The 22,212-nt window shown below is 70.7% G+C and carries 18 protein-coding genes; 15 read left to right on the top strand and 3 right to left on the bottom strand.

All coding sequences use genetic code 11. The features are described 5' to 3' along the window. Positions 1-2: 2 nt before the first annotated feature. The 7 genes from ACWGO0_RS21145 (at position 3) to ACWGO0_RS21115 (ending at position 7,365) form a co-directional block, all read left to right on the top strand. Complete coding sequence (locus ACWGO0_RS21145) at positions 3-1,388, top strand: O-antigen ligase family protein (RefSeq protein WP_453536972.1); 1,386 nt, start codon at positions 3-5, stop codon at positions 1,386-1,388. Beyond that, positions 1,385-3,100 carry a murein biosynthesis integral membrane protein MurJ gene (murJ, locus tag ACWGO0_RS21140; protein ID WP_453536969.1) on the top strand — a complete coding sequence of 572 codons (1,716 nt, stop codon included), beginning with the start codon at positions 1,385-1,387 and terminating at the stop codon, positions 3,098-3,100. Before ACWGO0_RS21145 ends, murJ begins: the two co-directional genes overlap by 4 nt. Beyond that, positions 3,090-3,902 (top strand): polysaccharide deacetylase family protein, encoded by an 813-nt coding sequence (locus ACWGO0_RS21135; RefSeq protein ID WP_453536966.1) that lies wholly within the window; start codon positions 3,090-3,092, stop codon positions 3,900-3,902. The genes murJ and ACWGO0_RS21135 overlap by 11 nt, the downstream gene beginning before the upstream one ends. Further along, positions 3,899-5,011 (top strand): glycosyltransferase, encoded by a 1,113-nt coding sequence (locus ACWGO0_RS21130; protein WP_453536963.1) that lies wholly within the window; start codon positions 3,899-3,901, stop codon positions 5,009-5,011. The genes ACWGO0_RS21135 and ACWGO0_RS21130 overlap by 4 nt, the downstream gene beginning before the upstream one ends. 64 nt (positions 5,012-5,075) lie before the next feature. Then, positions 5,076-5,765: a YveK family protein gene (locus tag ACWGO0_RS21125; RefSeq protein WP_453536960.1), complete on the top strand. Its 690-nt coding sequence runs from the start codon at positions 5,076-5,078 to the stop codon at positions 5,763-5,765. Beyond that, positions 5,765-6,913, top strand: coding sequence for a GNAT family N-acetyltransferase (locus ACWGO0_RS21120; RefSeq protein WP_453536957.1), 1,149 nt, complete (start codon positions 5,765-5,767; stop codon positions 6,911-6,913). The genes ACWGO0_RS21125 and ACWGO0_RS21120 overlap by 1 nt, the downstream gene beginning before the upstream one ends. Before the next feature lie 125 nt (positions 6,914-7,038). Next, positions 7,039-7,365, top strand: coding sequence for a chaplin (locus ACWGO0_RS21115; RefSeq protein ID WP_453536954.1), 327 nt, complete (start codon positions 7,039-7,041; stop codon positions 7,363-7,365). A 90-nt stretch (positions 7,366-7,455) separates the two neighbouring features. Here ACWGO0_RS21115 and ACWGO0_RS21110 read toward each other — a convergent pair whose 3' ends face one another. Together ACWGO0_RS21110 and ACWGO0_RS21105 are read right to left on the bottom strand one after the other, a co-directional pair. Further along, complete coding sequence (locus ACWGO0_RS21110) at positions 7,456-8,316, bottom strand: tyrosinase family protein (RefSeq protein WP_453536951.1); 861 nt, start codon at positions 8,314-8,316, stop codon at positions 7,456-7,458. A gap of 19 nt (positions 8,317-8,335) precedes the next feature. Further along, entirely contained in the window at positions 8,336-8,812 is a 477-nt protein-coding gene (locus tag ACWGO0_RS21105) for a tyrosinase family oxidase copper chaperone (RefSeq protein ID WP_453536948.1), read from the bottom strand. Between the two features lie 161 nt (positions 8,813-8,973). Here ACWGO0_RS21105 and ACWGO0_RS21100 point away from each other — a divergent pair, with 161 nt between their 5' ends. The 3 genes from ACWGO0_RS21100 (at position 8,974) to ACWGO0_RS21090 (ending at position 13,455) form a co-directional block, all read left to right on the top strand. Then, positions 8,974-10,257, top strand: coding sequence for a cytochrome P450 (locus tag ACWGO0_RS21100; RefSeq protein WP_453536945.1), 1,284 nt, complete (start codon positions 8,974-8,976; stop codon positions 10,255-10,257). A gap of 157 nt (positions 10,258-10,414) precedes the next feature. Continuing rightward, positions 10,415-11,605 carry a glycoside hydrolase family 26 protein gene (locus ACWGO0_RS21095; RefSeq protein ID WP_453536942.1) on the top strand — a complete coding sequence of 397 codons (1,191 nt, stop codon included), beginning with the start codon at positions 10,415-10,417 and terminating at the stop codon, positions 11,603-11,605. Positions 11,606-11,907: 302 nt separating this feature from the next. After that, complete coding sequence (locus ACWGO0_RS21090) at positions 11,908-13,455, top strand: sugar transferase (RefSeq protein ID WP_453536939.1); 1,548 nt, start codon at positions 11,908-11,910, stop codon at positions 13,453-13,455. 58 nt (positions 13,456-13,513) lie between these two features. On the opposite strand, the gene ACWGO0_RS21085 is transcribed toward ACWGO0_RS21090, so the two are convergent. Continuing rightward, the gene (locus ACWGO0_RS21085; protein ID WP_453536936.1) at positions 13,514-14,497 is read right to left on the bottom strand and encodes a GDP-L-fucose synthase family protein; all 984 of its coding nucleotides are present in this window, start codon (positions 14,495-14,497) and stop codon (positions 13,514-13,516) included. 110 nt (positions 14,498-14,607) lie between these two features. Between ACWGO0_RS21085 and gmd the strand changes: the two genes are divergently transcribed. Genes gmd through ACWGO0_RS21060 form a run of 5 tightly spaced genes read left to right on the top strand, consistent with a single transcriptional unit; the run spans position 14,608 to position 22,211 of the window. After that, positions 14,608-15,621: a GDP-mannose 4,6-dehydratase gene (gene gmd, locus ACWGO0_RS21080; RefSeq protein WP_453536933.1), complete on the top strand. Its 1,014-nt coding sequence runs from the start codon at positions 14,608-14,610 to the stop codon at positions 15,619-15,621. Next, a complete protein-coding gene (locus ACWGO0_RS21075; protein WP_453536930.1) occupies positions 15,618-18,407 on the top strand; it encodes a LamG-like jellyroll fold domain-containing protein in 2,790 nt (929 codons plus the stop codon). Before gmd ends, ACWGO0_RS21075 begins: the two co-directional genes overlap by 4 nt. Further along, entirely contained in the window at positions 18,404-20,662 is a 2,259-nt protein-coding gene (locus ACWGO0_RS21070) for a LamG-like jellyroll fold domain-containing protein (protein ID WP_453536927.1), read from the top strand. Before ACWGO0_RS21075 ends, ACWGO0_RS21070 begins: the two co-directional genes overlap by 4 nt. Continuing rightward, positions 20,662-21,387: a hypothetical protein gene (locus ACWGO0_RS21065; RefSeq protein ID WP_453536924.1), complete on the top strand. Its 726-nt coding sequence runs from the start codon at positions 20,662-20,664 to the stop codon at positions 21,385-21,387. Before ACWGO0_RS21070 ends, ACWGO0_RS21065 begins: the two co-directional genes overlap by 1 nt. Then, the gene (locus tag ACWGO0_RS21060) at positions 21,384-22,211 is read left to right on the top strand and encodes a glycosyltransferase family 2 protein (protein ID WP_453536921.1); all 828 of its coding nucleotides are present in this window, start codon (positions 21,384-21,386) and stop codon (positions 22,209-22,211) included. The genes ACWGO0_RS21065 and ACWGO0_RS21060 overlap by 4 nt, the downstream gene beginning before the upstream one ends. The last annotated feature ends 1 nt before the right edge of the window (position 22,212 follow it).

Below are 22,212 nucleotides of genomic sequence, written 5' to 3'. Positions count from 1 at the left end.
CCGTGGCCCCCACCCGGACCGCCGAACCCGCCGCCGCCACCATTCCGCATCCGCGGGTCCACGCGAGCGCGGATGTCCCCCGGGCGAGACGGTGGACGCGGCACTGGCCGCTGCTGCCGCTGATCACGACCGTGCTGCTGCTCGCCCTTCCGGTCACGGACCCGGGCACCGGCGACACCCAGGTCATGCGCCCGGCCGACCTCGTATCGGGGCTCGCGGTACTGGTCTGCCTGGCCCGCCTGCTGTATCTCCGCGAGCGCCCGCTGACACCGGCCGCTGCTCTGGTCCTCGGCCTGCCCGCCCTCGGATTCGCCGTGGCGACGGTCACCGCGGCCGACCCCACGGCCGCACTGCCGGGATTCGTCCGCTACCTCCAGGTCTTCGTGCTCGTCCCGGCCGCCGTGTGCCTCCTGATCAGGGACGCCCAGGGCTTCCGGATCGTCGTCGGCGCCGTCGTGTTCCTCGCGCTCGTGCAGGGCGTGACGGGTATTCACCAGTACGCCACCGGCACGGGCGCCTCGTACATGGGCGAGGACATCCGGGCCGTGGGCACGTTCGGCCCGGGCGACATCATGGGGATGGCCACGGTCGTCTCCTTCGGTCTTCTCGCGACCGCCGCCTATGTTCTGCGCGCGCCCGGCGGCGCTCCCCGGTGGCTGCGTCCCTGCGCTCTCGGGGCGAGCGCCGTGCTGCTCGTCGCCCTCGTGCTGTCCTTCAGCCGTGGCTCGTGGATCGCCACGGCGATCGCTGGGCTCGCCCTCATCTCGCTGACCGGTGCGCGCCGGGCCGTGCGCGCCCTCGCGGTCCTCTGCGCCACCGGCGTGGTGCTCGTCGGCGGATTCGGCATCGGCTCCGAGATGGTCTCCCAACGGCTCACCAGCATCACCGAGGTGACCGGCACCCCCGACCAGTCGGTCACCGACCGGTACACCATGTGGGCCGCGGCGGCGAGCATGTGGCGCGAGGAGCCCGCGGCGGGCGTCGGGCTCAAGGGCTTCCCCGCCCACCGCGACGGGCATGCCTCGATCGCGCTCTCCGCGGGCAGCGACACCGCGGGCGCGGGCCAGGCCTTCCGTAAGCAGCCCCTGCTCTCGCCGCACAACATGTATCTGCTCGTCCTCAGCGAGCAGGGCCTGATCGGACTCACCGCGCTCGTCGGCAGCTGGCTCGCGCTGCTCGTCGGCGGAGTGCGCAGGCTGGTCGTCGGCCGGGGGCGCAGGGAGACGGCCGTGGACTGCGGTCTCGTCGCGCTCGGGCTGATGATCTGGCAGTCCACCAACTTCCTGTACGCGGACATCGGCGGCCCCTCGACCGTACTCACGGGGATCGTGCTCGGCCTGGCCGCCTGGTGGGCGCTGTCCGGGCCGGAGAGGGCGCGGGCCGCGTGAACAACACCGGTATCGGATCGGGACCGCCCGTCGAGGCGCTCCCGGAACCCGCACTCGGCCCTCCGGCCCCGCCCGGGCAGGTGCCCGCGCCCACCAGGGGCGGGGAGACACCCGGGCTCGGACGCTTCCTCGCCCGGGCCGCGGCCGTCACCGCCGGACTGACAGTGGCCGGGGCGGTTCTGGGGCTCGTACGCGATCAGGCCATCGCCCATCTCTTCGGCGCGAGCGATGCGAGCGACGCGTTCCTGATCGCCTGGACCGTGCCCGAGATGGCGGCCACGCTGCTGATCGAGGACGGGATGGCGCTGCTGCTCGTCCCGGCGTTCAGCCATGCGCTGGCCCGCAGGGCGGCGGGCGCCGGGCAGCGGAAGGGCCAGGGAACGGACGGCACGGACGACCCCGTCCGCGAGCTGATCTCGGCGACCCTGCCCCGGCTGTTCGCACTGCTGGCCTGTGTCGCGGCGCTGCTGGCGCTGGGCGCCCCGTGGGTGGTGGGAGTCCTGGCGCCCGGCCTGAGCGATCCCCGGCTCGCCGTGGACTGCACACGGATAACGGCCGTCACGGTGCTCACCTTCGGCATCACGGGCTATCTCAGCGCGGCCCTGCGCGCGCACCGCAGTTTCCTGCCGCCCGCCGGTGTCTATGTGGCGTACAACGTCGGCATCATCGGTATGACCTTCGCCCTGCACTCCCTCTGGGGCGTGCGCGCGGCGGCGGCCGGTGTGGCCGTCGGCAGCGTCCTGATGATCCTGACCCAGCTCCCCGCCTTCGTCCGGCTGATGCCGTCCCGGATGCCCCGGGCGGTTCGACGGCTGCGCCGGTCCGGGCGGCGCTTCGCCCGGACGGCTCCGCCGCTGCTGGGTGCCACCGTCCTCGCGCCGGTCGTGATCTTCGTGGTGAGCCGTCAGGCGCAGGTCCTGGTCGAGCGGTTCCTCGCGTCCTCGCTGCCGGCGGGTGCCATCTCGCATCTGAACTACGCGCAGAAGGTCGCGCAGATGCCGATGGTGCTCTCGCTGATGATCTGCACGGTGACCTTCCCAGTCATCGCCCAGGCCATGGCGAACGGCGACCGGGAAAAGGCCAGGGACCGGGTCGAACGCGACCTCGCGCTGGCCGGCATGGTCGTGCTCGCCGGGACCGCGATGGTGCTTGGGTACGCGCCCCAGATCGTCGAAGTCCTCTTCCAGCGCGGGGCGTTCGACGCCTCGGACACCCGGGCGACGGCCGACGCCATGCGGGTGTACGGACTCGGGCTCCTCGGCCACTCGCTCGTGGGGGCGCTGAGCCGGCCGTACTTCGCCGCGGGGCGGCCCACCTGGTTCCCGGTCTTCGCGATGGCCACCGGGCTGCTGGTCACCACCGGCGCCGGATTCGCGATGACCCACCGGTTCGGTGTCGACGGCATCGCGGCGGCCAACGCCATCGGGATCAGCACCGCGGCGATGCTGCTGCTCATGGGTCTTGGCACCCGCGTGGTCACCGTCCGGGTCCGGTCGGTGACCCTCTCCCTGGTCCGGCTGGCCTCCGCCGCCGCGGTGGCCGGGACCGCGGGGTGGCTGGCCGCGCCCCTGGTGTCCGATCCCCTCCTGAGCGTGGCCGGCGGCTGTGTCCTCGTGCCGGTCCTGTTCCTCCTGGCCGGGCTCGTGCTCCGAGCTCCGGAAGTCGTTCATCTGCTGACCCTCATCAGACGGAGGTTGCTTCATGGCCGCTGACCCGTCGGCTCCCGCCGACTCGCGCTCCTCCAGGCTCCGGCCGCCCGCGTGCCCCCAGCCGTGGATTCTGACGTACCACTCGGTGTGCGAGCGGACGAGCGACCCCTACGGCATCACCGTCTCCCCCGAGCGGCTCGACCGGCAGCTGGCCTGGCTGCGGCGCCGGCACTACACCGGCGTGGACGTCGCCACGCTGCTGCGCGCGCACGCCGAAGGCCGGCGGGGTCTGGTCGGGCTGACCTTCGACGACGGCTACACCGACTTCGTCCGCGAGGCACTTCCGGTGCTGCGCCGGTACGGCTGCTCGGCGACCGTGTTCGTCCTGCCCGGCCGGCTCGGCGGCTCCAACGAGTGGGACCGGCCGGGCCCCCTCAAGCCGCTGCTCACCGCCGAGGGCATCCGGGCCGCCGCCGACGCGGGGATGGAGATCGGCTCGCACGGTCTGTTCCACCGGGATCTGACCTCGCTCACCGATGCCGAGCTGCACCGGGAGACGCATGACAGCCGGGAGTTGCTGCACGACATCACGGGCGTCACCCCCGAAGGCTTCTGCTACCCGTACGGGTCGGTCGACGAGCGGGTGGCCGAGTCGGTGCGCGAGGCGGGATACGGCTACGGCTGCGCCATCACCCCCGGTCCGCTGCTCGGCCCGCTCACCCTGCCCCGTACCCACATCAGCCACGCGGACCGTGCGGTGCGGCTGCGGGCCAAGGACCTGCGCCACCGGCTGCGGTACGGGGCGGGCACCGCGCCCGGCCCGCTGCCGAAGGCGGCGGCCGTCGCCTCCGGTGAGCGCCGATGAGGGCCCTGCACATCATCACGGGGCTCGGGATCGGCGGGGCCGAGCAGCAACTGCGCCTGTTGCTGCGCCACTTGCCGGTCTCGTGCGACGTCGTCACGCTCACCAACCCCGGCGCGGTGGCGCAAGGGCTGCGCGCCGACGGCGTACGCGTCACGGATCTGGGGATGAGGGGCAACCGTGACCTCGCGGCGCTGCCGAGGCTGACCCGGCTCGTCCGGCAGGGGAAGTACGACCTCGTCCACACCCATCTGTACCGGGCCTGCGTGTACGGGCGGATCGCCGCCCGGCTGGCCGGGGTCCGCGCCACGATCGCCACCGAGCACTCGCTCGGCCGGGCCGAGATCGAAGGACGCCCCCTCACCCGGTCCACACGCGCGCTCTATCTGAGGACGGAACGGCTCGGCTCGGCCACGGTCGCCGTCTCCTCCACCGTCGCGGGACGGCTGCGGGAGTGGGGCGTGCCCGCGGCACGGATCCACCTCGTACCCAACGGGATCGATGCGGATCATTTCCGGTTCGACGACGGTCAACGGCGCGCCACTCGTACGTTGTTGGGAATCCCCGACGACGCCTTCGTGGTGGGGGGTGTGGGCCGCCTCGTCCCCGGTAAACGCTTCGACGTCCTGGTCCGGGCCGTCGCGGCACTGCCGGGCGCCCGGCTCCTGCTGGCCGGGGACGGGCCGGAGCTCGGCCGGCTGAGCGCGCTCGCCGAGGGGCTCGGGGCGGCCGGCCGGATCCATCTGCTCGGCGAGTGCGACGAGGGGCGGTCCGGCCCAGGGCCCGGGGTGCCGGCGCTGCTCGGTGCCATGGACGTCTTCGTCTCGGCCTCCCGCGAGGAGTCCTTCGGCCTTGCCGTCGTCGAGGCGCTGGCCGCCGGGCTGCCCGTGCTGCATGCCGCGTGCCCCGCGATCGAGGATCTGCCCACCGACCAGTCCGCGGGCGCCACCCGCTTCACGGGCGGCACCGAGGAGCTGACGGAGGCCCTGCGGCAGCGGATGCGGGCGGGTCCGCAGAGGCTGCCACCGCCCCCGGCCGTCGGCCATTACGACATCCGACGGAGCAGCGGACATCTCATGGACGTCTACGAGCGTGCCCTGAACGGGCGTTGAAGATCTTCGCCGCCCCGCTCCCCCAGCATTCCCCCGCCACCATCCTCCGACAGAGAGCACTCTCATGACCGAGTCGCCCGAGCAGCGGCCTGCCGTCCCCGGACGGTTCAGCCGGCTGCGTTCCCTTCCCCAGCTGCCCAGTTGGTGGCCGCTGCCCGCCTGTGTCCTGCTCGGCGCGGCGTGCGGTCTCTCGTACGGACTGCTCGCCACCCCGCAGTACACGGCCACCGGTTACGCCATGGCCGTCACCGACAAGGGCACCGACTCCGCCGCCGCCCTGGGGTACGCCCAGTCCTACGGCCGGCTCGCCACCAGCGACACCACTCTCACCTATGCGCACGGCGCCGCCGGGGAGTCGGTGAAGGAACTCCGTACCCAGGTTCAGTCGGAGACCTCGCCCGACTCCCCGATGATCGCGGTCACCGGTACGTCCGGCTCGCCGCGCCGGGCCGCGGAGATCGCCAACGCCGTCGTCGAGGCCGTCATCGTCAGCAGCGGACACGTGGCGAAGGACACCGGGGTGAAGCTCATCAAGTTCAGTCACGCCGTACCGCCGGACGAGCCGGTCTCGCCGTCGGCTCCGCTGGGGGCGGCCGTGGGCGCGAGTGCGGGCGGACTGCTCGGCGGGCTCGTCCTGCTCGTCCGCCCGCGCCCGTCGAGGAGGAACCCGGAGGCCCATGTCCCGGCCCCGGCCCAGGCCCCGGCTCAGGCAGCCTCCGAACCGGCCGGCGCCGACGAGCGGGAGCTCGTGTGATGAGCGCCGGGCACAGGGACGGCCTGACCGTCACGCTCTGCCGCGACCTCGACGAGTTCGCCGGGCTCGGCGACGACTGGGACGCGCTGCACCGTCGCTGCCGCACCGCCACTCCGTTCCAGAGCCACGCGTGGCTCCACTCGTGGTGGCTGTCGTACGGGAACACCGGCCGGCTCCGCGTCGTGCTGGCCCGTCGTGGCGGCCGGCTGATCGGCGCGGCACCGCTGATGCTCGTACACCGTCCGATGCCGCTGCTCGTGCCCATCGGCGGCGCGATCTCCGACTTCTTCGACGTCCTCGTCGACGAGGAGGAGCACAAGGACGCGCTCGTGGCCCTGGAGCGCGGGCTCGACCGGGCCGCCCGGCACGCGGTGATCGACCTGCGGGAGGTGCGGCCCGACGCCTCGGCCCAGCTCCTGTACGAGAAGTGGACCGGGGCGCGCACCCGGCTCGACGACTCGACCTGCATGGAGCTGCCCGCCGAGCCGATCGGCGAGCTGCTCCAGCGGTTGCCCGGCTCGCGGGCGCAGCGGGTGCGGGCCAAGCTGCGCAAGATCGACGCGCTGCCGGTCGAGTCCCGTCCGGTGCCCGCTCCGGACGTACCCGGCGCGGTGGGCCGGCTGCTGCGGCTGCACGAACTCCAGTGGACGGGCCGGGGGGTCAACCCCGAGCATCTGAGGCCGCGTTTCTCGGCGCATCTGGTGCGTGCCGCCCGGCGGATGGTCCGTGACGGCGACGCCGCCGTCACCGAGTTCCTGCTGGACGGCGAGGTGGTGGCGGTGAACATGTCGCTCCAGTCGGGCCACCTCACCGGCGGCTATCTGTACGGGGCCCATCCCTCGCTCAGGGAGCGGAAGGTGGACGTGGCGACGATGCTGCTGCGCGAGGTGGCCCAGCAGGCCGCCGACACCGGGCGCGGTGTGCTGAGCCTGCTGCGCGGATCCGAGCAGTACAAGAACCACTGGGAGCCGGTCCCCGTCGTCAACCAGCGGCTGCTGCTGGCCCGTTCCGGGCTCGATCCGCTGCTGCGGCTGCGGGTGTCGCAGCTCAGTGCGCGGGACCTGGCGGCGGAGACCGTGAAGACCCGGTTCCCCGCCGCGCGTGACTGGCGCGACCGGCTGACCGCACTGCCGGTCATCGGACGGTAATGACGCACCCGGGTTACGACTTTTGTGCCAATCCGTTACCGTCTGTCGATTTTTGCGTTGTCAGGTCGTACGGGGTCCCACTTCCCCTGTCACACCTCACACCTCACAGCTCACAAGGAGTACTGATGTCGCGTATCTCGAAGGCAGCCGCTGTCATGGCGGGCACGGGCGCCCTCATCGCCGGCGGCGCCGGTGTGGCTGCCGCCGACGCCGGGGCCAACGGCGTCGCCGCCCACTCCCCCGGCGTCCTTTCGGGCAACGCCGTCCAGGTCCCCGTGCACGTCCCGGTCAACGTCTGCGGCAACACCGTGAACGTCATCGCGCTGCTGAACCCGACCTTCGGCAACACCTGCGTGAACGCCTCCGGCGGCCACGAGGAGGGCCCGGGCGACTACGGCTACGGCCAGGGCCCGGCCGACCACGGCAACGGTGACTACGGCCACGGCCGCTGATCCCAGCACCGCGAGAAGCGGCTGGGCCTCCTCCTGCTCCGGAGGGGAGGCCCAGCCGCTTTTCCGTGCGCCGGGCGGGCGCCGGCCGGCTCAGACGTAGCGGTACATGCGGGAGTGGTCGAGGAGCTTCGAGGGCGCAACGTCCCAGGGCGGCATGGGCTCGTCGAGGCCGAAGACCCGGGAGCGGTCGCGGCCGGACTCACCGCTCTTCCTGCCCGGCCGGTACCCGGACCGGGGGTGGGCCTTCTGCCAGCGCGTCCAGAGCAGGTCCATGAAGGCGTGGTGCAGCCAGAAGACGGGGTCGTTGGGCGAGGCGGCGCCCGCCATGAGACCGCCGACCCAGCGGTGCACCTGGTTGTGGTTGCTCACTGCGCGCGAACCCCGGATGCCCCAGCCCTCGATCCTGTTGCGGAAGCCGGTGGTGCTGACGCTGTTCCACGGTTCGGCGTCGTACACCGGGTCCTTCAGCGCCCTCGCCACGTCCTCCTTGCGCGGCAGCTTGACGGGAGCCGATGGACGGCCGAAGTTCCGTGTGAGGAAGGGACTTTCGGTGACACCGTCGTCGATGGTCCAGTTCCCTCCCTCGTAGGCGAAGGGCCCCGTCATGACCTGACGGTCACCGGCCCTGCCGTTGCCGCCGAGCAGGTCCTCGGCCCAGAGCGAGGAACTCGGTGTGCTGTCCGCCGTCCAGTCCCAGTACGGGACGGACACTCCGGGATCGACCTCCTGCAGAGCCGCCTCGAACTCCAGGAGGTACTTGCGGTGCCACGGGAAGAAGGACGGCGTCATATGGGCCGGACGCGGCCGGTCCTCGCCGTCGGTGACGTAGAACTCCCGGTGCAGGACGACGAATTCGTCGTACCGCCCCGATCGCTTGAGTTCCAGGATCGCTCCGACAAGACGCCGCTTCTCGGTGCGCGTGAGATTCCGCTGGTTCTTACGGTTGTACACCCGTGCTGGTCCTCCCGTTTCAGGCGCTGTGCCGCGGCCGGACCGCGGACAGCCGTGCGGCTCCGAGCTCGTCGACCGCGGCGCGAGCCGTGGCCAGCAGCGTCGGGAACGACTCGTAGTGGTTGGCATCGCTCACGTAACTGCCGTCGGCGCGCCTCATGATGTGCAACGGCCGCCCGTCCACGTGCACTTCGAGGTGCGGTTCGGCTCCGGCGCCCCCGGCCCGTACCGCACCGCCGGGGCCGCCCGCCGGCACCATGACCGTCGCCGTGCCCCGGATGTCCCGGCCGCGGTACATCTCGGCGAAGCGCTCCGGTTCCGTGCCGCCCGCCTTCGCCGACGGGGGTACGGGTTCGGGGCCTCCGGTGAGGACGGGGGCGAGCGCCGCGGCCGTGCCCGCGGTCACCGCGGCGGTGAAGGCGGTACGCAGCACGATCCGGCGGGTCGTCCTGCGCGGCCTCGACCTCGCGCCTCTCGCGTCCGTGGTCTGGCCCATGGTCTGCACACCTGCCTTTCGTCCACTCTTCCGAGGTGTTGACATATCCGATGTTGACAACGAGACAGCGGCGGAACAGTTCTCGTACGAGCGGCGCGCCGATCACACCCTTTGCCCTGGATCGCGCCAGCATGGCCGTCCTGGAATGTGGAGGTTGTGCAATGAGTGTTCCGAGGCAGGGAAACAGGGACCGCGGGCTGCGGCCGGAGGATGTGGATCTCGCCGATCCCTCGTTCTGGACGTTGCCGCGCCCCACTCGGCTGCAGGCGTTCGCCCTGCTGCGGGAGCTGGACGCACCGGTCCGGTTCACCGCGCGTACGGGCTCGCGCGCGCGGTCGGGCGAGGCGTTCTACGCGCTGGTGAAGCACGCCGACGTGAAGGCGGCCAGCAGGCAGCCGCAGCACTTCGCGAGCGCCCCGGGCGTCACGACACCGGAGCCCGCGGCCTGGGCGAAGGCGGTCTTCGGTAACTCCATGGTCAACATGGACGGCGAGGAGCACGCGGCCCTGCGGCGGATCGTCTCGCGCGCCTTCACTCCGCGCGTGCTGGCGGCTGCCGAGGAGAACATCCGTGATCTCGCGCGCCGTCTGGTGGACGAGGTGATCGCGGAGCGTCCGGCCGACTTCATGCCGTCGGCGCCCTCCCGTCTGCCGCTCGAAGTCATCTGCGACCTCATGGGTATCCCTGAGCACCACCGGCCCGCGATCTCCCAACAGATCGATCACGCCTCGGAGTACGTCGGGGTGCGGCGGCAGGGGCTGGCCCGGCTGCGGGTGCCCGGACGCGGCCTGCGGTCCCTCGCCCGTATGCAGCTGGTGATGGCGGGGCTGGCCCGCGAGCGGCGGCGAAATCCTACGGACGACCTCATCTCGGCGCTGGTCCGCGCGGATGTGAACGGAGAGGCGCTGACCTCGCGCCAGCTCGGCTCCTTCTTCTCGCTGCTGCTGGTGGCCGGTGTGGAGACCACGCGCAACGCGATCGCCCACGGCATGTACCTGCTGGCCCACCACCCGGAGCAGCGGGCGCTGCTCCAGTCGGACTTCGACCGGTACATCGACGGCGCGGTCGACGAGATCGTCCGGCACTCGACGCCGATCATCCAGTTCCGCAGGACGGTCACGGCCGAGTGCTCCCTGGGCGGACGGACGTACCTCCCCGGCGAAAAGGTGGTGCTGTTCTACGCCTCGGCCAACCGGGACGAGGCGGTATTCACCGACCCCGATGTCTTCGACATCACCCGCAGCCCCAATCCGCATCTCGGATACGGCGGGGGCGGCCCCCATCACTGCATCGGGGCGCATCTGGCGCGGCTGGAGATGAAGGCGCTGTTCGGGGAATTGCTGACCCGAATGGATGTTCTGGGGACGGTCGGGGATCCGCAGTTGGTCGACTCGAATTTCGACAACCGGGTGCGCTCGCTGCCCTTCTCCTTCGACCGCCCCTGACAGGACCCGACGGGCCCTCATATTTCACCCGAACGGCCTGGATTGCATCGCGATACCTCGCGAATGGCCCACTTCCTGGTGCCTGAACCACCCAATGCGGAACATGTCTCCTTATTGTCGAACTGGTCGGATGAAAGACCAGGAAGAAGGAGGAGCCGTGTCCGCACAGCGCCGTCTCATCAACATCTGCGTCGGGACGGCTGCGCTCAGTCTCCTCGTCGCAGGTGGAATCGTCGGACAGTTCCCGTCCGGCACGGACACCACCGACGGTGTGCCGCCCGCACGACCGGGCCCGGGCGGCACCACCGCCCACGGCGCCTATGTGGGGTACGGCCCCGAGGGCACACGGAGAATGGGGGAGCTGTCCCGCTGGCTCGGCGGCACGGAGCTGCGGGCCGGGCACAGCTACCTGCCGGGCGATCTCTGGTCGAACATCGAGGGCAGGCCCGATTTCCTGCGGTCCTGGGCGGACTGGCGCAACGCGGACAAGGACCGCATGTTCGTCCTCAACGTGCCGATGCTGGAGCGCAACGAGGAGCGGGTCCGCGACGCCGAGGTCCGGACCCTGCTGAAGGCCGGCGCCGCCGGTGACTACGACCACCATTTCCGCAGCCTGGCGGAGCGGCTGGTGCGGCTGGGAATTCCGGACACGGTGATCGTGCTCGGCTGGGAGATGAACGGCGTCACGTATACGCATCGCTGCGGCCCGGACCCCGAGTCGTGGAAGGCGTACTGGAAACGCATCGTCACCGAGATGCGTGCCGTCCCCGGCCAGAAGTTCCGTTTCGATTTCGCCCCCAGCAGAGGGACGGACGCGATTCCGTGGACCCAGTGCTATCCCGGTGACGACGTGGTCGACATCATCGGAATGGACTCCTACGACCAGCCGCCGGGGCAGACCTTCGACGAGCAGGTGAGCGGCCCGTACGGTCTTCAGAAGCACGTCGACTTCGCGGCCGAGCACAACAAGCCCATCTCCTATCCGGAGTGGGGGCTGTTCCGCAACGGCGACAATCCCGAGTACATGCGCCGCATGCTCGAATGGATCGACGAGCACGACCCGGTGTACCAGACGATCACGGACTACTGTCCGCACGGCGTGTGGCAGTGCGCGGACAACCCCGAGTCCTCCAGGACGTACCGGTCGATGCTGAGCGAGAACGCGACCGCGACGCCGACGCCCACACCTAGCCCCACGGCGCCGGCCTGGCCCACCCCGAAGCCGGACAAGCCCACTCCGACCGCACCCGCCCCGGATCCGAACTCCCGGAAGTGGTGCATCACCGTTCCGCTGGGCGACTGGCTCGGGCGCTGGCTGCCGGAACGCAAGTTCTGTGTGCGGTACTAGACCCATCCGCCGCCCTGCTCACGTTCGATCAAAATCGCACGTACGTAGGGCGGTTACGCCCGGTTCGTCCGGCCGACAAGCGCTTGCCGAACCACTGGAAAGCCGAACAGGCGTGCACAGAAGCTGAGTTCCCGCCCGGAACCGGTTGAGATGGGAACCATCCGACCTGTCTGAACTTCACTGGAACTCCAGCGAAATGGCACGTGTGTGGATATCGTGCAGCGAGCGAGGGCGCATCCGTCAGTCCATGGGATCGACGGATGCGCCCCGTTTGTGGGGATGCGACTTGGGCTGGGGGGTTCATGGGGCATGTCGAAATACCTGAAACAGAGATATCCGGACACGTGGGACTGGCGGGTGCGCCACGACCACGCACCGCGGCGTCCCGGAACCGGAACGCCGCCCTGGAGCAGTTGTGGAGGGCTCCGACCGCGGAGCCGGCGCACACCGAGCGGCCCCGGTCCAGGAAGCGGACCGGGCGGCACCTGCCGCTCGTCGTCCTGGCCGATGTGCTCGGCCTGGGGGGACCGGCCTGGCTCGTCCAGCACGCGGGTGACCAGACCGCGCCGCTGATCACCGCGGTTCTCTCGGCACTCACGTGGGTCACCGTGCGCTCCGCGCGCGGGCGGTACACGGCGCGGCTTCCCGGAGCCGCCGGGGGTGCCCTCGGCACCACAGGTGACTGGCTGCTGCTCGTGGGGGTCCTCGCCGTGCTGCTCACCGTCTCCGGTGAGTCCGTCGACCCGGCGATCGCGGTGGTGGCCCTGGTACCCGGCCTGACCGTGGCGCTCCTCGTGTCGTGGGTGCGGCAGTGGCTCCACTCCGCACGACGGCGGCTCGCGGTGCGCCGCGTGCTCGTGGTCGGCCAGGCGGCCGGTGTGGACCGGGCGGTGAATCTGCTCAACTCCCGCAAGGACCACACCTATACGGTGGCCGCAGCCATACCGGTGGGGACCACACCGCTGAGCTGCGAGGCGCCGGTTCCCGGCCGGCTCGCCGCCACTCCGGCCGAGGACGACCTCTCGACCGTCCTGGGCGGGGCCTTCGCCCACGACGCGGATCTCGTGCTGGTGGCTCCCGGTCCCGAACTCGCGGACGAGCGGCTCCGCCGGCTGTCGTGGGGGCTGCACGACAGCGGACTGCCGCTGTGCGTGCTCTCGGAGGTGTCGGAGACCGCGGCCAACCGGGTGCGGTTGGCGTCCGTGGCCGGACTGACCCTGCTGCACATCGCACCGCCGTTGCGCAGCGGGCCGCAGCCGGTGCTCAAGACCGTGGTGGACCGGGCGGGTGCCGCTTTCGGGCTGCTGTCCCTGGCTCCCGTGCTGCTGGTGATCGCGATGGCGGTACGGCTCACCTCGCCGGGCCCCGTGTTCCACCGTCAGATCCGGCACGGCCAGCACAGCCGGCCGTTCACCATGTGGAAGTTCCGGACGATGGTGGCGGACGCCGAGGTGCGCAAGGCGCAGCTCAGCACGGCGAACGAGGCCGAAGGTCCGATGTTCAAGATGCGCAGCGACCCGCGGGTGACACGGGTCGGCCGGGCGCTGCGGCGCGCTTCGCTCGACGAACTGCCGCAGCTCGTCAACGTACTGCGAGGTGACATGTCACTGGTGGGCCCACGCCCGCCGCTGCCGGAAGAGGTGTCACGTTACGACGAGCGCGAGCACCGGCGGCTCGCGGTCAAGCCGGGGCTCACCGGCCTGTGGCAGGTCAGCGGGCGCTCGGACCTGTCCTGGCAGGAGACCGTCTCGCTCGACCTCTGGTACGTCGACAACTGGTCGGTGGCCACGGACATGGGGCTCCTCGCCCGTACCGTGCGTGCCGTCACCGACGGCCGCGGGGCCTACTGAGATGGCCGCGGAACACATGCGAGGAGCCCGGGAGCGCGGTGGCGTCCCGACCGGAGGCTCAGTCCTGCGGGGACCGCTGTCCGAGCCACCACGCATAGGTGCGCGCGATGCCCTCGCGCAGCGGGATCTGCGGCTTGAAGCCGAGGGAGGAGAGACGGGAGACGTCCAGGAGCTTGCGCGGGGTGCCGTCGGGCTTGGACGTGTCCCAGGCGATCCGGCCCTGATACTCCGTCACATCACTCACGGTTTCGGCCAGTTCTCTGATCGTCAGGTCGTCTCCGCAGCCGATGTTCACGGGGTCGTCCCCGTCGTACGACTCCAGCAGCCGGACACAGGCGGTGGCGAGGTCGTCGACGTGCAGGAACTCCCGGCGCGGGCTGCCCGAGCCCCAGAGGGTCACCTCGGGGGCGGCGTCCCGCTTGGCCTCGTGGAAGCGGCGGATCAGCGCGGGCAGGACGTGCGAGGTCTCCAGGTCGAAGTTGTCGCCGGGGCCGTAGAGATTGGTGGGCATGGCGCTGATGAAGGAGGCGCCGTACTGCCTGCGGTAGGAGCGGATCTGCGTGATTCCGGCGATCTTCGCCAGCGCGTACGCCTCGTTCGTCGGCTCCAGCGGGCCGGTGAGCAGGGAGTCCTCGCGGATGGGCTGCGGGGCGTGCTTGGGATAGATGCAGGACGAGCCGAGGAAGAGCAGCCGCTCGGTGCCCGCCGCGTGCGCCCCGGCGATCACGCTGAGCTGGATGCGCAGATTGTCCTCCAGGAACTGCACCGGAAAGGTGCTGTTGGCCATGATCCCGCCCACCTTGGCGGCGGCCAGTACGACGACGTCCGGGCGGACGTCACGCAAGTACGCCTCGGTCGACGCGCTCTCGCGCAGATCGAGGAGGTCTCGGCCGCGGGTGAGCACCTCGTGGCCGTCGGCGGCGAGGCGACGCACCAGCGCCGAGCCGACCAGACCACGGTGCCCCGCGACGAATATGCGGGAGCCGGGTCGTAGCCGGGGGCGGACGGATTCCTGGGGAGGGCCGGGGAGATCAGTCGTCATGGCTCGGATTCTGCCAGGAGCCATGCACGTCAGTGAGCTTTTGTCGCAGAACACTCAAACTCTGAAATTTCGGAACGACCGCCTCTCAGGCGACCAGAAGGGGGGAACCAATGGCGAAGACCGCGCTGATCACCGGCGTTACCGGCCAGGACGGTTCGTATCTGTCGGAGCTGCTGCTCGAGAAGGGGTACACGGTCCATGGACTGATACGCCGCTCGTCGAGCTTCAACACCGAGCGGATCGACCACATCTACCAGGGCCCGGAGGAGGCCGGCCGCTCCTTCGTGCTCCATCACGCCGATCTGTCCGACGGCGTCGCGCTGGTGAACCTGCTGCGCGACATACAGCCCGACGAGGTCTACAACCTCGGGGCGCAGTCGCACGTCAGAGTCTCCTTCGACGCACCTCTGTACACCGGTGACGTCACGGGGCTCGGCGCCATCCGGCTCCTGGAGGCCGTGCGTGCCAGCGGCATCGACGCCCGGGTCTACCAGGCGTCCTCGTCGGAGATGTTCGGCGCCAACCCGCCGCCGCAGAACGAGCGGACGCCGTTCCACCCGCGCAGCCCGTACAGCGTCGCCAAGGTGTACGCGTACTGGGCGACGGTCAACTACCGCGAGGCGTACGGGATGTTCGCGGTCAACGGCATCCTGTTCAACCACGAGTCCCCGCGACGCGGCGAGACGTTCGTGACCCGGAAGATCACCCGGGGGGTGGCCCGGATCAAGGCCGGGCTCCAGGACCGCCTGCACCTCGGCAATCTCGACGCCGTACGGGACTGGGGGTACGCCCCCGAGTACGTGGACGCGATGTGGCGGATGCTCCAGTGCGACAGCCCGGACGACTACGTGGTCGCCACCGGTGAGGGTGTCAGCGTCCGGGAGTTCCTGGAGTGCGCCTTCGAGCACGCCGGGCTCGACTGGCGTGAGCATGTGCGCTACGACCCGAAGTACGAGCGTCCCAGCGAGGTCGACGCGCTGATCGGGGACGCGTCCAAGGCCGAGGAACTGCTCGGCTGGAAGCCCGCCGTGAAGTCGCACGAGCTGGCCAGGATCATGGTCGACGCGGACATCCGCCGGCTGGACGACCAGCTCAGCGGAGCCGTCGCCCGGGTGCACCGATGAGAGGGCCCGGGCGCCTCGGGCGCAACCGCTGCGGTGCTCTCGCCGCGGTGCTCGCTCTCGCCGCCGGTGCGCTGTCCGCGGCCGGGGCCGTCGCGCCCCCGGCCGCGGCGCTGACACCACCGGTCGGCTTCACCGCCGACCACCTGTCCACCTACCAGACCAACGGCATCGTCTGGGCGCTGGCCGAGGCGAACGGGGTCGTCTACGCGGGCGGCACCTTCTCCAACGTCCGCCCGGCCGGTGCCCCCGCCGGGAGCAGCACGACGCCCGCCGTGAACTTCGCGGCGTTCAACGCGGCCACCGGTGCGCCGACCGGCTGTTCGCTCTCGTTCACCCGCAGCAGCGGTACGGCGACCGTGCGCGCGCTCGCGGTGTCGCCCGACAAGTCCACGCTGTACGCGGGCGGTTACTTCAGCGCGGTCAACGGTGCGAGCGCCAACGGCCTGGTCGCCATCGACACGGCGACCTGCCGGACCCGTCCGGGGTTCTCGGCCGACTTCAGCGCGACCGTGCGGGCGCTCGACGTCGCCCCGAACGGCACCGTCTACGCGGGCGGCGACTTCCAGTCCGTCAACGGCCAGACCCGGCGCTTCTTCGGCGCGGTCACGGCCGCCGGGGCCCTCACCGGGTGGAACCCCGACGCGGACGCCCCGGGCCGGGCGCTGAAAGCGACCCCTGACGGGCAGAGCGCGCTGATCGGCGGGGACTTCTTCACCGTCGGCGGCGCCGACTCGCACGCCCTCGCGGTGACGAGCGCCTCCACCGGCGCACTGACCCGCGCCTACTCCGGCGGCTTCATCCCGTCGACCGCCGTCATCAAGGACATCGTCACCGACTCGGCATCCGAGGGCTGGTACGCGGCGGGCGAGGGCCGGGGCGGCGCGTCCTTCGACGGACGGCTGGCCATGGAGCTCGACTCCTTCGGCCAGCGCTGGCGTGACACCTGCCAGGGTGCGACCCAGGCGCTGCGGGTCTACAAGGGTGTCCTGTACGCGGCCAGTCACGTCCATGACTGCTCGACCATGGGCGGCTTCCCCAACCAGACCCGCAAACACCTCACCGCGCAGTCCGTCGACGACCCGGCGCTGCTCGGCTGGCTCCCGGACACCAACGACGGCATCGGCGAGCCCGTCGGCCCCAGGGCCCTGACCGTCGCAACCCGCGACGGCCGCGACTTCCTCTGGGTGGGCGGCGAGTTCACCACGGTCAACGGGGTGGCCCAGCAGGCCCTGACCCGGTTCGCCAACAGCCCCGACACGGGGGCGCCCGCCGCACCCGCGGTCAGTGTGTCCGCGCCCCGGGCAGGTCAGGTCAAGGTCAGCTGGCGTTCCAGCCACGATCTGGACGACAGCCTGCTGACCTACCGGGTCTACCGCAACGGCTCCACCACGCCTGTGCACACCACGACCGGCTCCTCGCTCTTCTACAGCCGGCCGCAGCTGACGTTCACCGATACGAATGTGGTGGCCGGACAGACGTACAGCTACCGGATCACGGCGAGCGACGGCACCAACACCAGCGGGCTGTCCGCCGCCGCGTCCGTGACGGCCGCCTCCTCCGCCTCCCCGTACCAGGAACGGGTGCTCGCGGACGGCGCCGGGCTGTACTGGCGCTATGACGAGGCGGGCGGGGCGTTCGCCGCCGATGCCTCGGCCGCCGACAACGGAGGGGTGTACGGGAACACACCCACGTACCGCTCCACCCCATCAGCCGTAGCGGGCTCCACAGCACTCTCGCTCAACGGGAGCGACGAGTACGTGTACAGCGACCGGATGCACCGCTACACCTCACCCACGCCCTACTCGATCGAGACGTGGTTCCGCACCAGCTCGACGAGCGGCGGTCTGCTCGTCGGGTACGGCAACCGCGTGGGAACCCTCCCGGGCCACGCCAGCAGCATCGCCGACAAGCTCGTCTATCTGACGAGCAACGGACGCCTCGCCTTCGGCGTCCAGACCGGGAGCAGCGCCACCCGGCCCACCATCACCACGGGGGCCGCGTACAACGACGGCGACTGGCACCACGTCGTCGCCACCCAGGGCCCCGCCGGCATGGTGCTGTACGTGGACGGGGTGGCCGTCGGCACCAACCCGGCGACCGGGAACCGCTCGTACAACGGCTACTGGCGGGTCGGCGGCGACACCATGAACAGCGCCTGGCCGAACCGGCCCGCGAGCACCTATCTCGCCGGTCAGGTCGACGAGACCGCCATCTACCCGACGGCACTGACCGCCGCCCAGGTGGCCGCCCACCACGATCTGGCGGACAGCACTCCCCCGCCCACCGGCTCCACGGTCACCCTCACGCCGAACGAGGACGCGTACGTCAACGGCGTGGCGGCGAACACCACGTACAACGACGCCCAGCTCGCCTCACGCGGCAGTACGCCGTATCTGGGCTATCTGCGCTACACCCTGCCCGCGGCACCGCCCGGGCAGGTGCTCAGGAGCGCCCGCCTCGACTTCCGTACCTCCTCGGACGCGACGGCGGGCTCCACCGACAGCCACACCCTGGGACCGGTCACCGGTGCCTGGACCGAGTCGGCGGTCACCTACAACACCCGGCCGGCGCTCTCCGCGTCCGTGCTGGGGACCATCACGGACGCGGCCTCGGCCTCCACCGACTACTCGGTGGACCTGAACGCGTCCGCACTGGGCGGAGCGCTGGGCTCCGCCTACTCACTCGCCCTGACCAGCAGCGGGACGGACAGTCTGCGCATCTGGTCGAGCGAGGCATCATCCGCGGCCTACCGGCCGCAGCTCGTTCTCACCTTCGGAGCTGAATGATGAACGGAAGTACGGGGCAGAGATCCGGGGGGCCTCGCGGCCGGGTGCGAGCCGCATCCGCCGCGCTCTGCCTGCTCACCGGAGCCCTGACCGCCACCGCGGCAGGAGCCTCACCGGCAGCCGCGCTGACCCCGCCGGTGTCGATCACCGCGGACGATCTCACCACCTGGCAGACCAACGGAATCGTCTGGTCGATGGCCGCGACCGACGGGGTCGTGTACGCGGGAGGCACCTTCTCCACCGTCCGGCCGCCGGACGCCGCACCCGGCACGGGCGAGCAGCCCGCGGTGAACTTCGCCGCGTTCGACGCGGGCACGGGAGCACCGACGGGGTGCGACCTGTCGTTCACGCTGTCCTCGGGGACGGCCACCGTGCGGGCGCTGACGCTGTCCCCCGACGGCAACACCCTGTACGCGGGCGGTCAGTTCGGGGCGGTGAACGGCGTCGGGGTGAGCAACATCGCGGCGATCGACACAGCGACCTGCACCCCGCGCGAGGACTTCAAGATCGGCGTCTCGGCGACCGTACGGGCCCTGGCCGTCACCACCGACACCGTCTATCTGGGCGGTGACTTCAACAGCGTGGACGGGCAGACCCGGAACAAGTTCGCGGCGGTCACCACCGCGGGCGCCGACCTGCTGCCGTGGACGGCCAACGCGGACGAGGTGGCGCGGGCCGTCGACGTGACACCGGACGGGCAGCACGTCCTGCTCGGCGGTGACTTCTTCACCGTAAACGGCACCACATCGCACGCACTGGCGGTCGTCGACGCCACCACGGGGGCGCTCACCAAGAGCTACCCCGGCTTCATTCCGAACACCTCCACCGTGCAGGACCTGACCACCGACGCCACCGGCTTCTACACCGCCAACGAGGGCACCGGAGGCGGTGTCTTCGACGGTCGCATCGCCGTCGACCTGGACGACTTCCAGCAGCGCTGGCGTGACACCTGCCTGGGTGCCACCCAGTCCGTACTGGTCCACTCCGGTGTGCTCTACAGCGGCAGCCACGCCCATGACTGCTCCAGCATGGGCGCGTTCCCCGACCAGCCGCGCAAGCATCTGCTGGCCCAGTCCGTCGACGATCCGAAGCTGCTGCCCTGGTTCCCGGACACCAACGACGGCATAGGTGAGCCGGTCGGCCCCCGCGTGATGTCCCAGACGGACAGCGGTGGCCGCCACTACCTCTGGGTCGGCGGTGAGTTCACCACGGTCAACGGCGTTGCCCAGCAGGGCCTGACCCGCTTCGCCGACGGTCCGGACACCGGCGCGCCCTGGGTGCCCAACGTCAGTCTCTCCACCGTCAAGGCGGGGCAGATCGACGTCAACTGGCAGACCAGCTTCGACACCGACGACGGTGAACTGACCTACCGGATCTACAAGGACGGGGCGACCACTCCCGTACACACCACGACGGGTTACTCCGTCTTCTGGGACCGGCCGCAGCTGCGGTGGACGGACACCGACGTGGCCCCGGGCGAGACCCACTCGTACCGGATCACCGCGAGCGACGGCATCAACACGAGTGCCAAGTCCCCCGCCCAGTCCGCGACCGTGGCGGCGACGGACGAGGCGTATCCGGCGCGGGTCCTCAGCGACGGGGCCTCGCTGTACTGGCGTTACGACGAGGGTGCGTCGACCCTCGCCGCGGACACCGGCGCCGGTCTGGACAACGGCTTCCTGCGCAACGGGCCCGCCTACCGGCAGACCCCGGCCGCCGTCGCGGGCGATTCGACCGCGATCGGTTTCGACGGGACCGCCGACTACGCGTACAGCAACAAGGCGCGCCCGGCGCCCGCCCGGTTCTCGGTGGAGACCTGGATCAAGACCACCACCACCCGGGGCGGGAAGATCATCGGCTTCGGCAACCGGGTCATGCAGAACAGTTCCTCGTACGACAAGCACGTGTACATGCGCAACGACGGGCGGCTGGTGTTCGGCGTCTACAGCGGCGGAACCAGGACGGTCACCTCGCTCGGGTCCTACAACGACGGCAACTGGCACCATGTCGTCGCCACCCAGGGCACGGGCGGCATGGCGCTGTACGTGGACGGCCAGCTGCGTGCGTCGAACTGGCTGTTCACCGGCAACGAGAACTACCCGGGTTACTGGCGGGTGGGCGGGGACAACCTGGCCAGCTGGCCCAACCGCCCGACCAGCCAGTTCTTCGCCGGGCAGCTCGACGAGACCGCCGTCTACCCGACCGCGCTGAGCGCTTCGCAGGTCAGCGCGCACTACGCCCTGAGGACGGGCTGATGAAGCATCCGTTCCTGGCCGGCGCCGCCGTCGTCGTACTGACGGCGGCGCTGGCCGCCTGCGGCTCGTCCGCCGAAGGGAACGGTCCGAAGGCCGCGGGTGCCACTGGCCCCGCGGCCTCCGGGCCCGCCGTCGCCGGACCCTCGGCCGGCCCCTCTGCGGGTGCCGATACCAACGCCACCGACAACGAAGGAACCGGTCCGGACGCCCCCGCGACCAGCGAACCGCCCAAGGTGCCCGCCGACCGGATCACCCCGGCCACCGGTTCCTTCACGAAGAAGCAGAAGGAGTTCCTGGTCGACCGGGTGCCCGAGGGCATGGACCCGGCCGCGGTGCTCCAGACCGGGCAGGAGACCTGCGACAAGCTCCGCTACCTGGTCAAGGTCGACCGCGACACGGCCGTCGGGGCGATCGTGACCGGCGAGATCCCGGACGCGCCGGACGCCGTGGCCCATCTGTGCACGCAGTACCAGGAGTTGGTGGACGAGGCCACGCTCGGTTACGCCGACGGCACCCACACGGGCAAGAAGCTCCGGGCGGGCAGTTACCGCTCGGCCGCCCCCACCAAGGACTGCACCTGGCAGATCGAGGACGGGTCGGGCAAGGCGCTGGACTCGGGCTCGTCCGACACCGGGAAGTCGACGCGGATCACCATCCCCCGCACGGCGCGCACCTTCACCTCCACAGGCTGCTACGCCTGGCTGCCCGAAGGAGACAACAGTTGAGCAAGCTGCCGATCGCGGTCGCGATCCCCACGAAGAACGAGGGCCTCAACATCGCCGAGGCGGTGAAATCGGTACTCGGCCACTTCGAGGCGGTCGTCGTGGTGGACTCCCACAGCACGGACGACACGGCGAAGATCGCCGAGGAGTGCGGGGCCGAGGTGGTCCACTACACCTGGGACGGCGGCCATCCCCGTAAGAAGCAGTGGTGCCTGGACCATGTCCGCACCGACCTGGACTGGATCCTGGTGCTCGACGGCGACGAGCGGCTCAGCCCCGGGCTGCTCGCGGAGCTGCGGGAGATCTTCGCCGATCCGGCCGCCGAGAAGCCGGCGGCGTACGACATACCGCTGGGCTACTGGTTCTCGGGGAAGCGGCTGCGGCACGGGTACACCATCCGCAAGCGGTCCCTGACGGACCGGACCCGCTGCCACTATCCGGAGGTCGGTGACCTCGACGCCCCCGGGATCGGCGAGGTGGAGGGGCACTATCAGCCCGTCGCCCCGACGAGCGCCGCGCTGGTCAACCCGATCGAACACCAGGATCTCGATCCCGTCACCGCCTGGTTCGAGCGGCACAACCGCTACTCGGACTGGGAGGCCTGGCTGGAGCACCACCCGGACGTCAAGGAGCAGGTGCGGAAGGTGAAGTCCCGCCAGGGACAGCTCTTCCACAAGGCACCCTTCAAACCCCTGGTGTCGTTCGCGTACATGTACGTCTACCGGCGGGGCTTCCTCGACGGCCGGGCAGGGCTCGACTTCGCGCTGGCGATGAGCTTCTACCGGTGGCAGATCGCGCTGAAGTCCCGTGAGGATAAGACGGGTTGAG

The organism is Streptomyces sp. NPDC055749, assembly GCF_053617235.1.
Note: the sequence above shows the minus strand (reverse complement) of the source record. Positions and strands in the feature narration are given on the sequence as shown.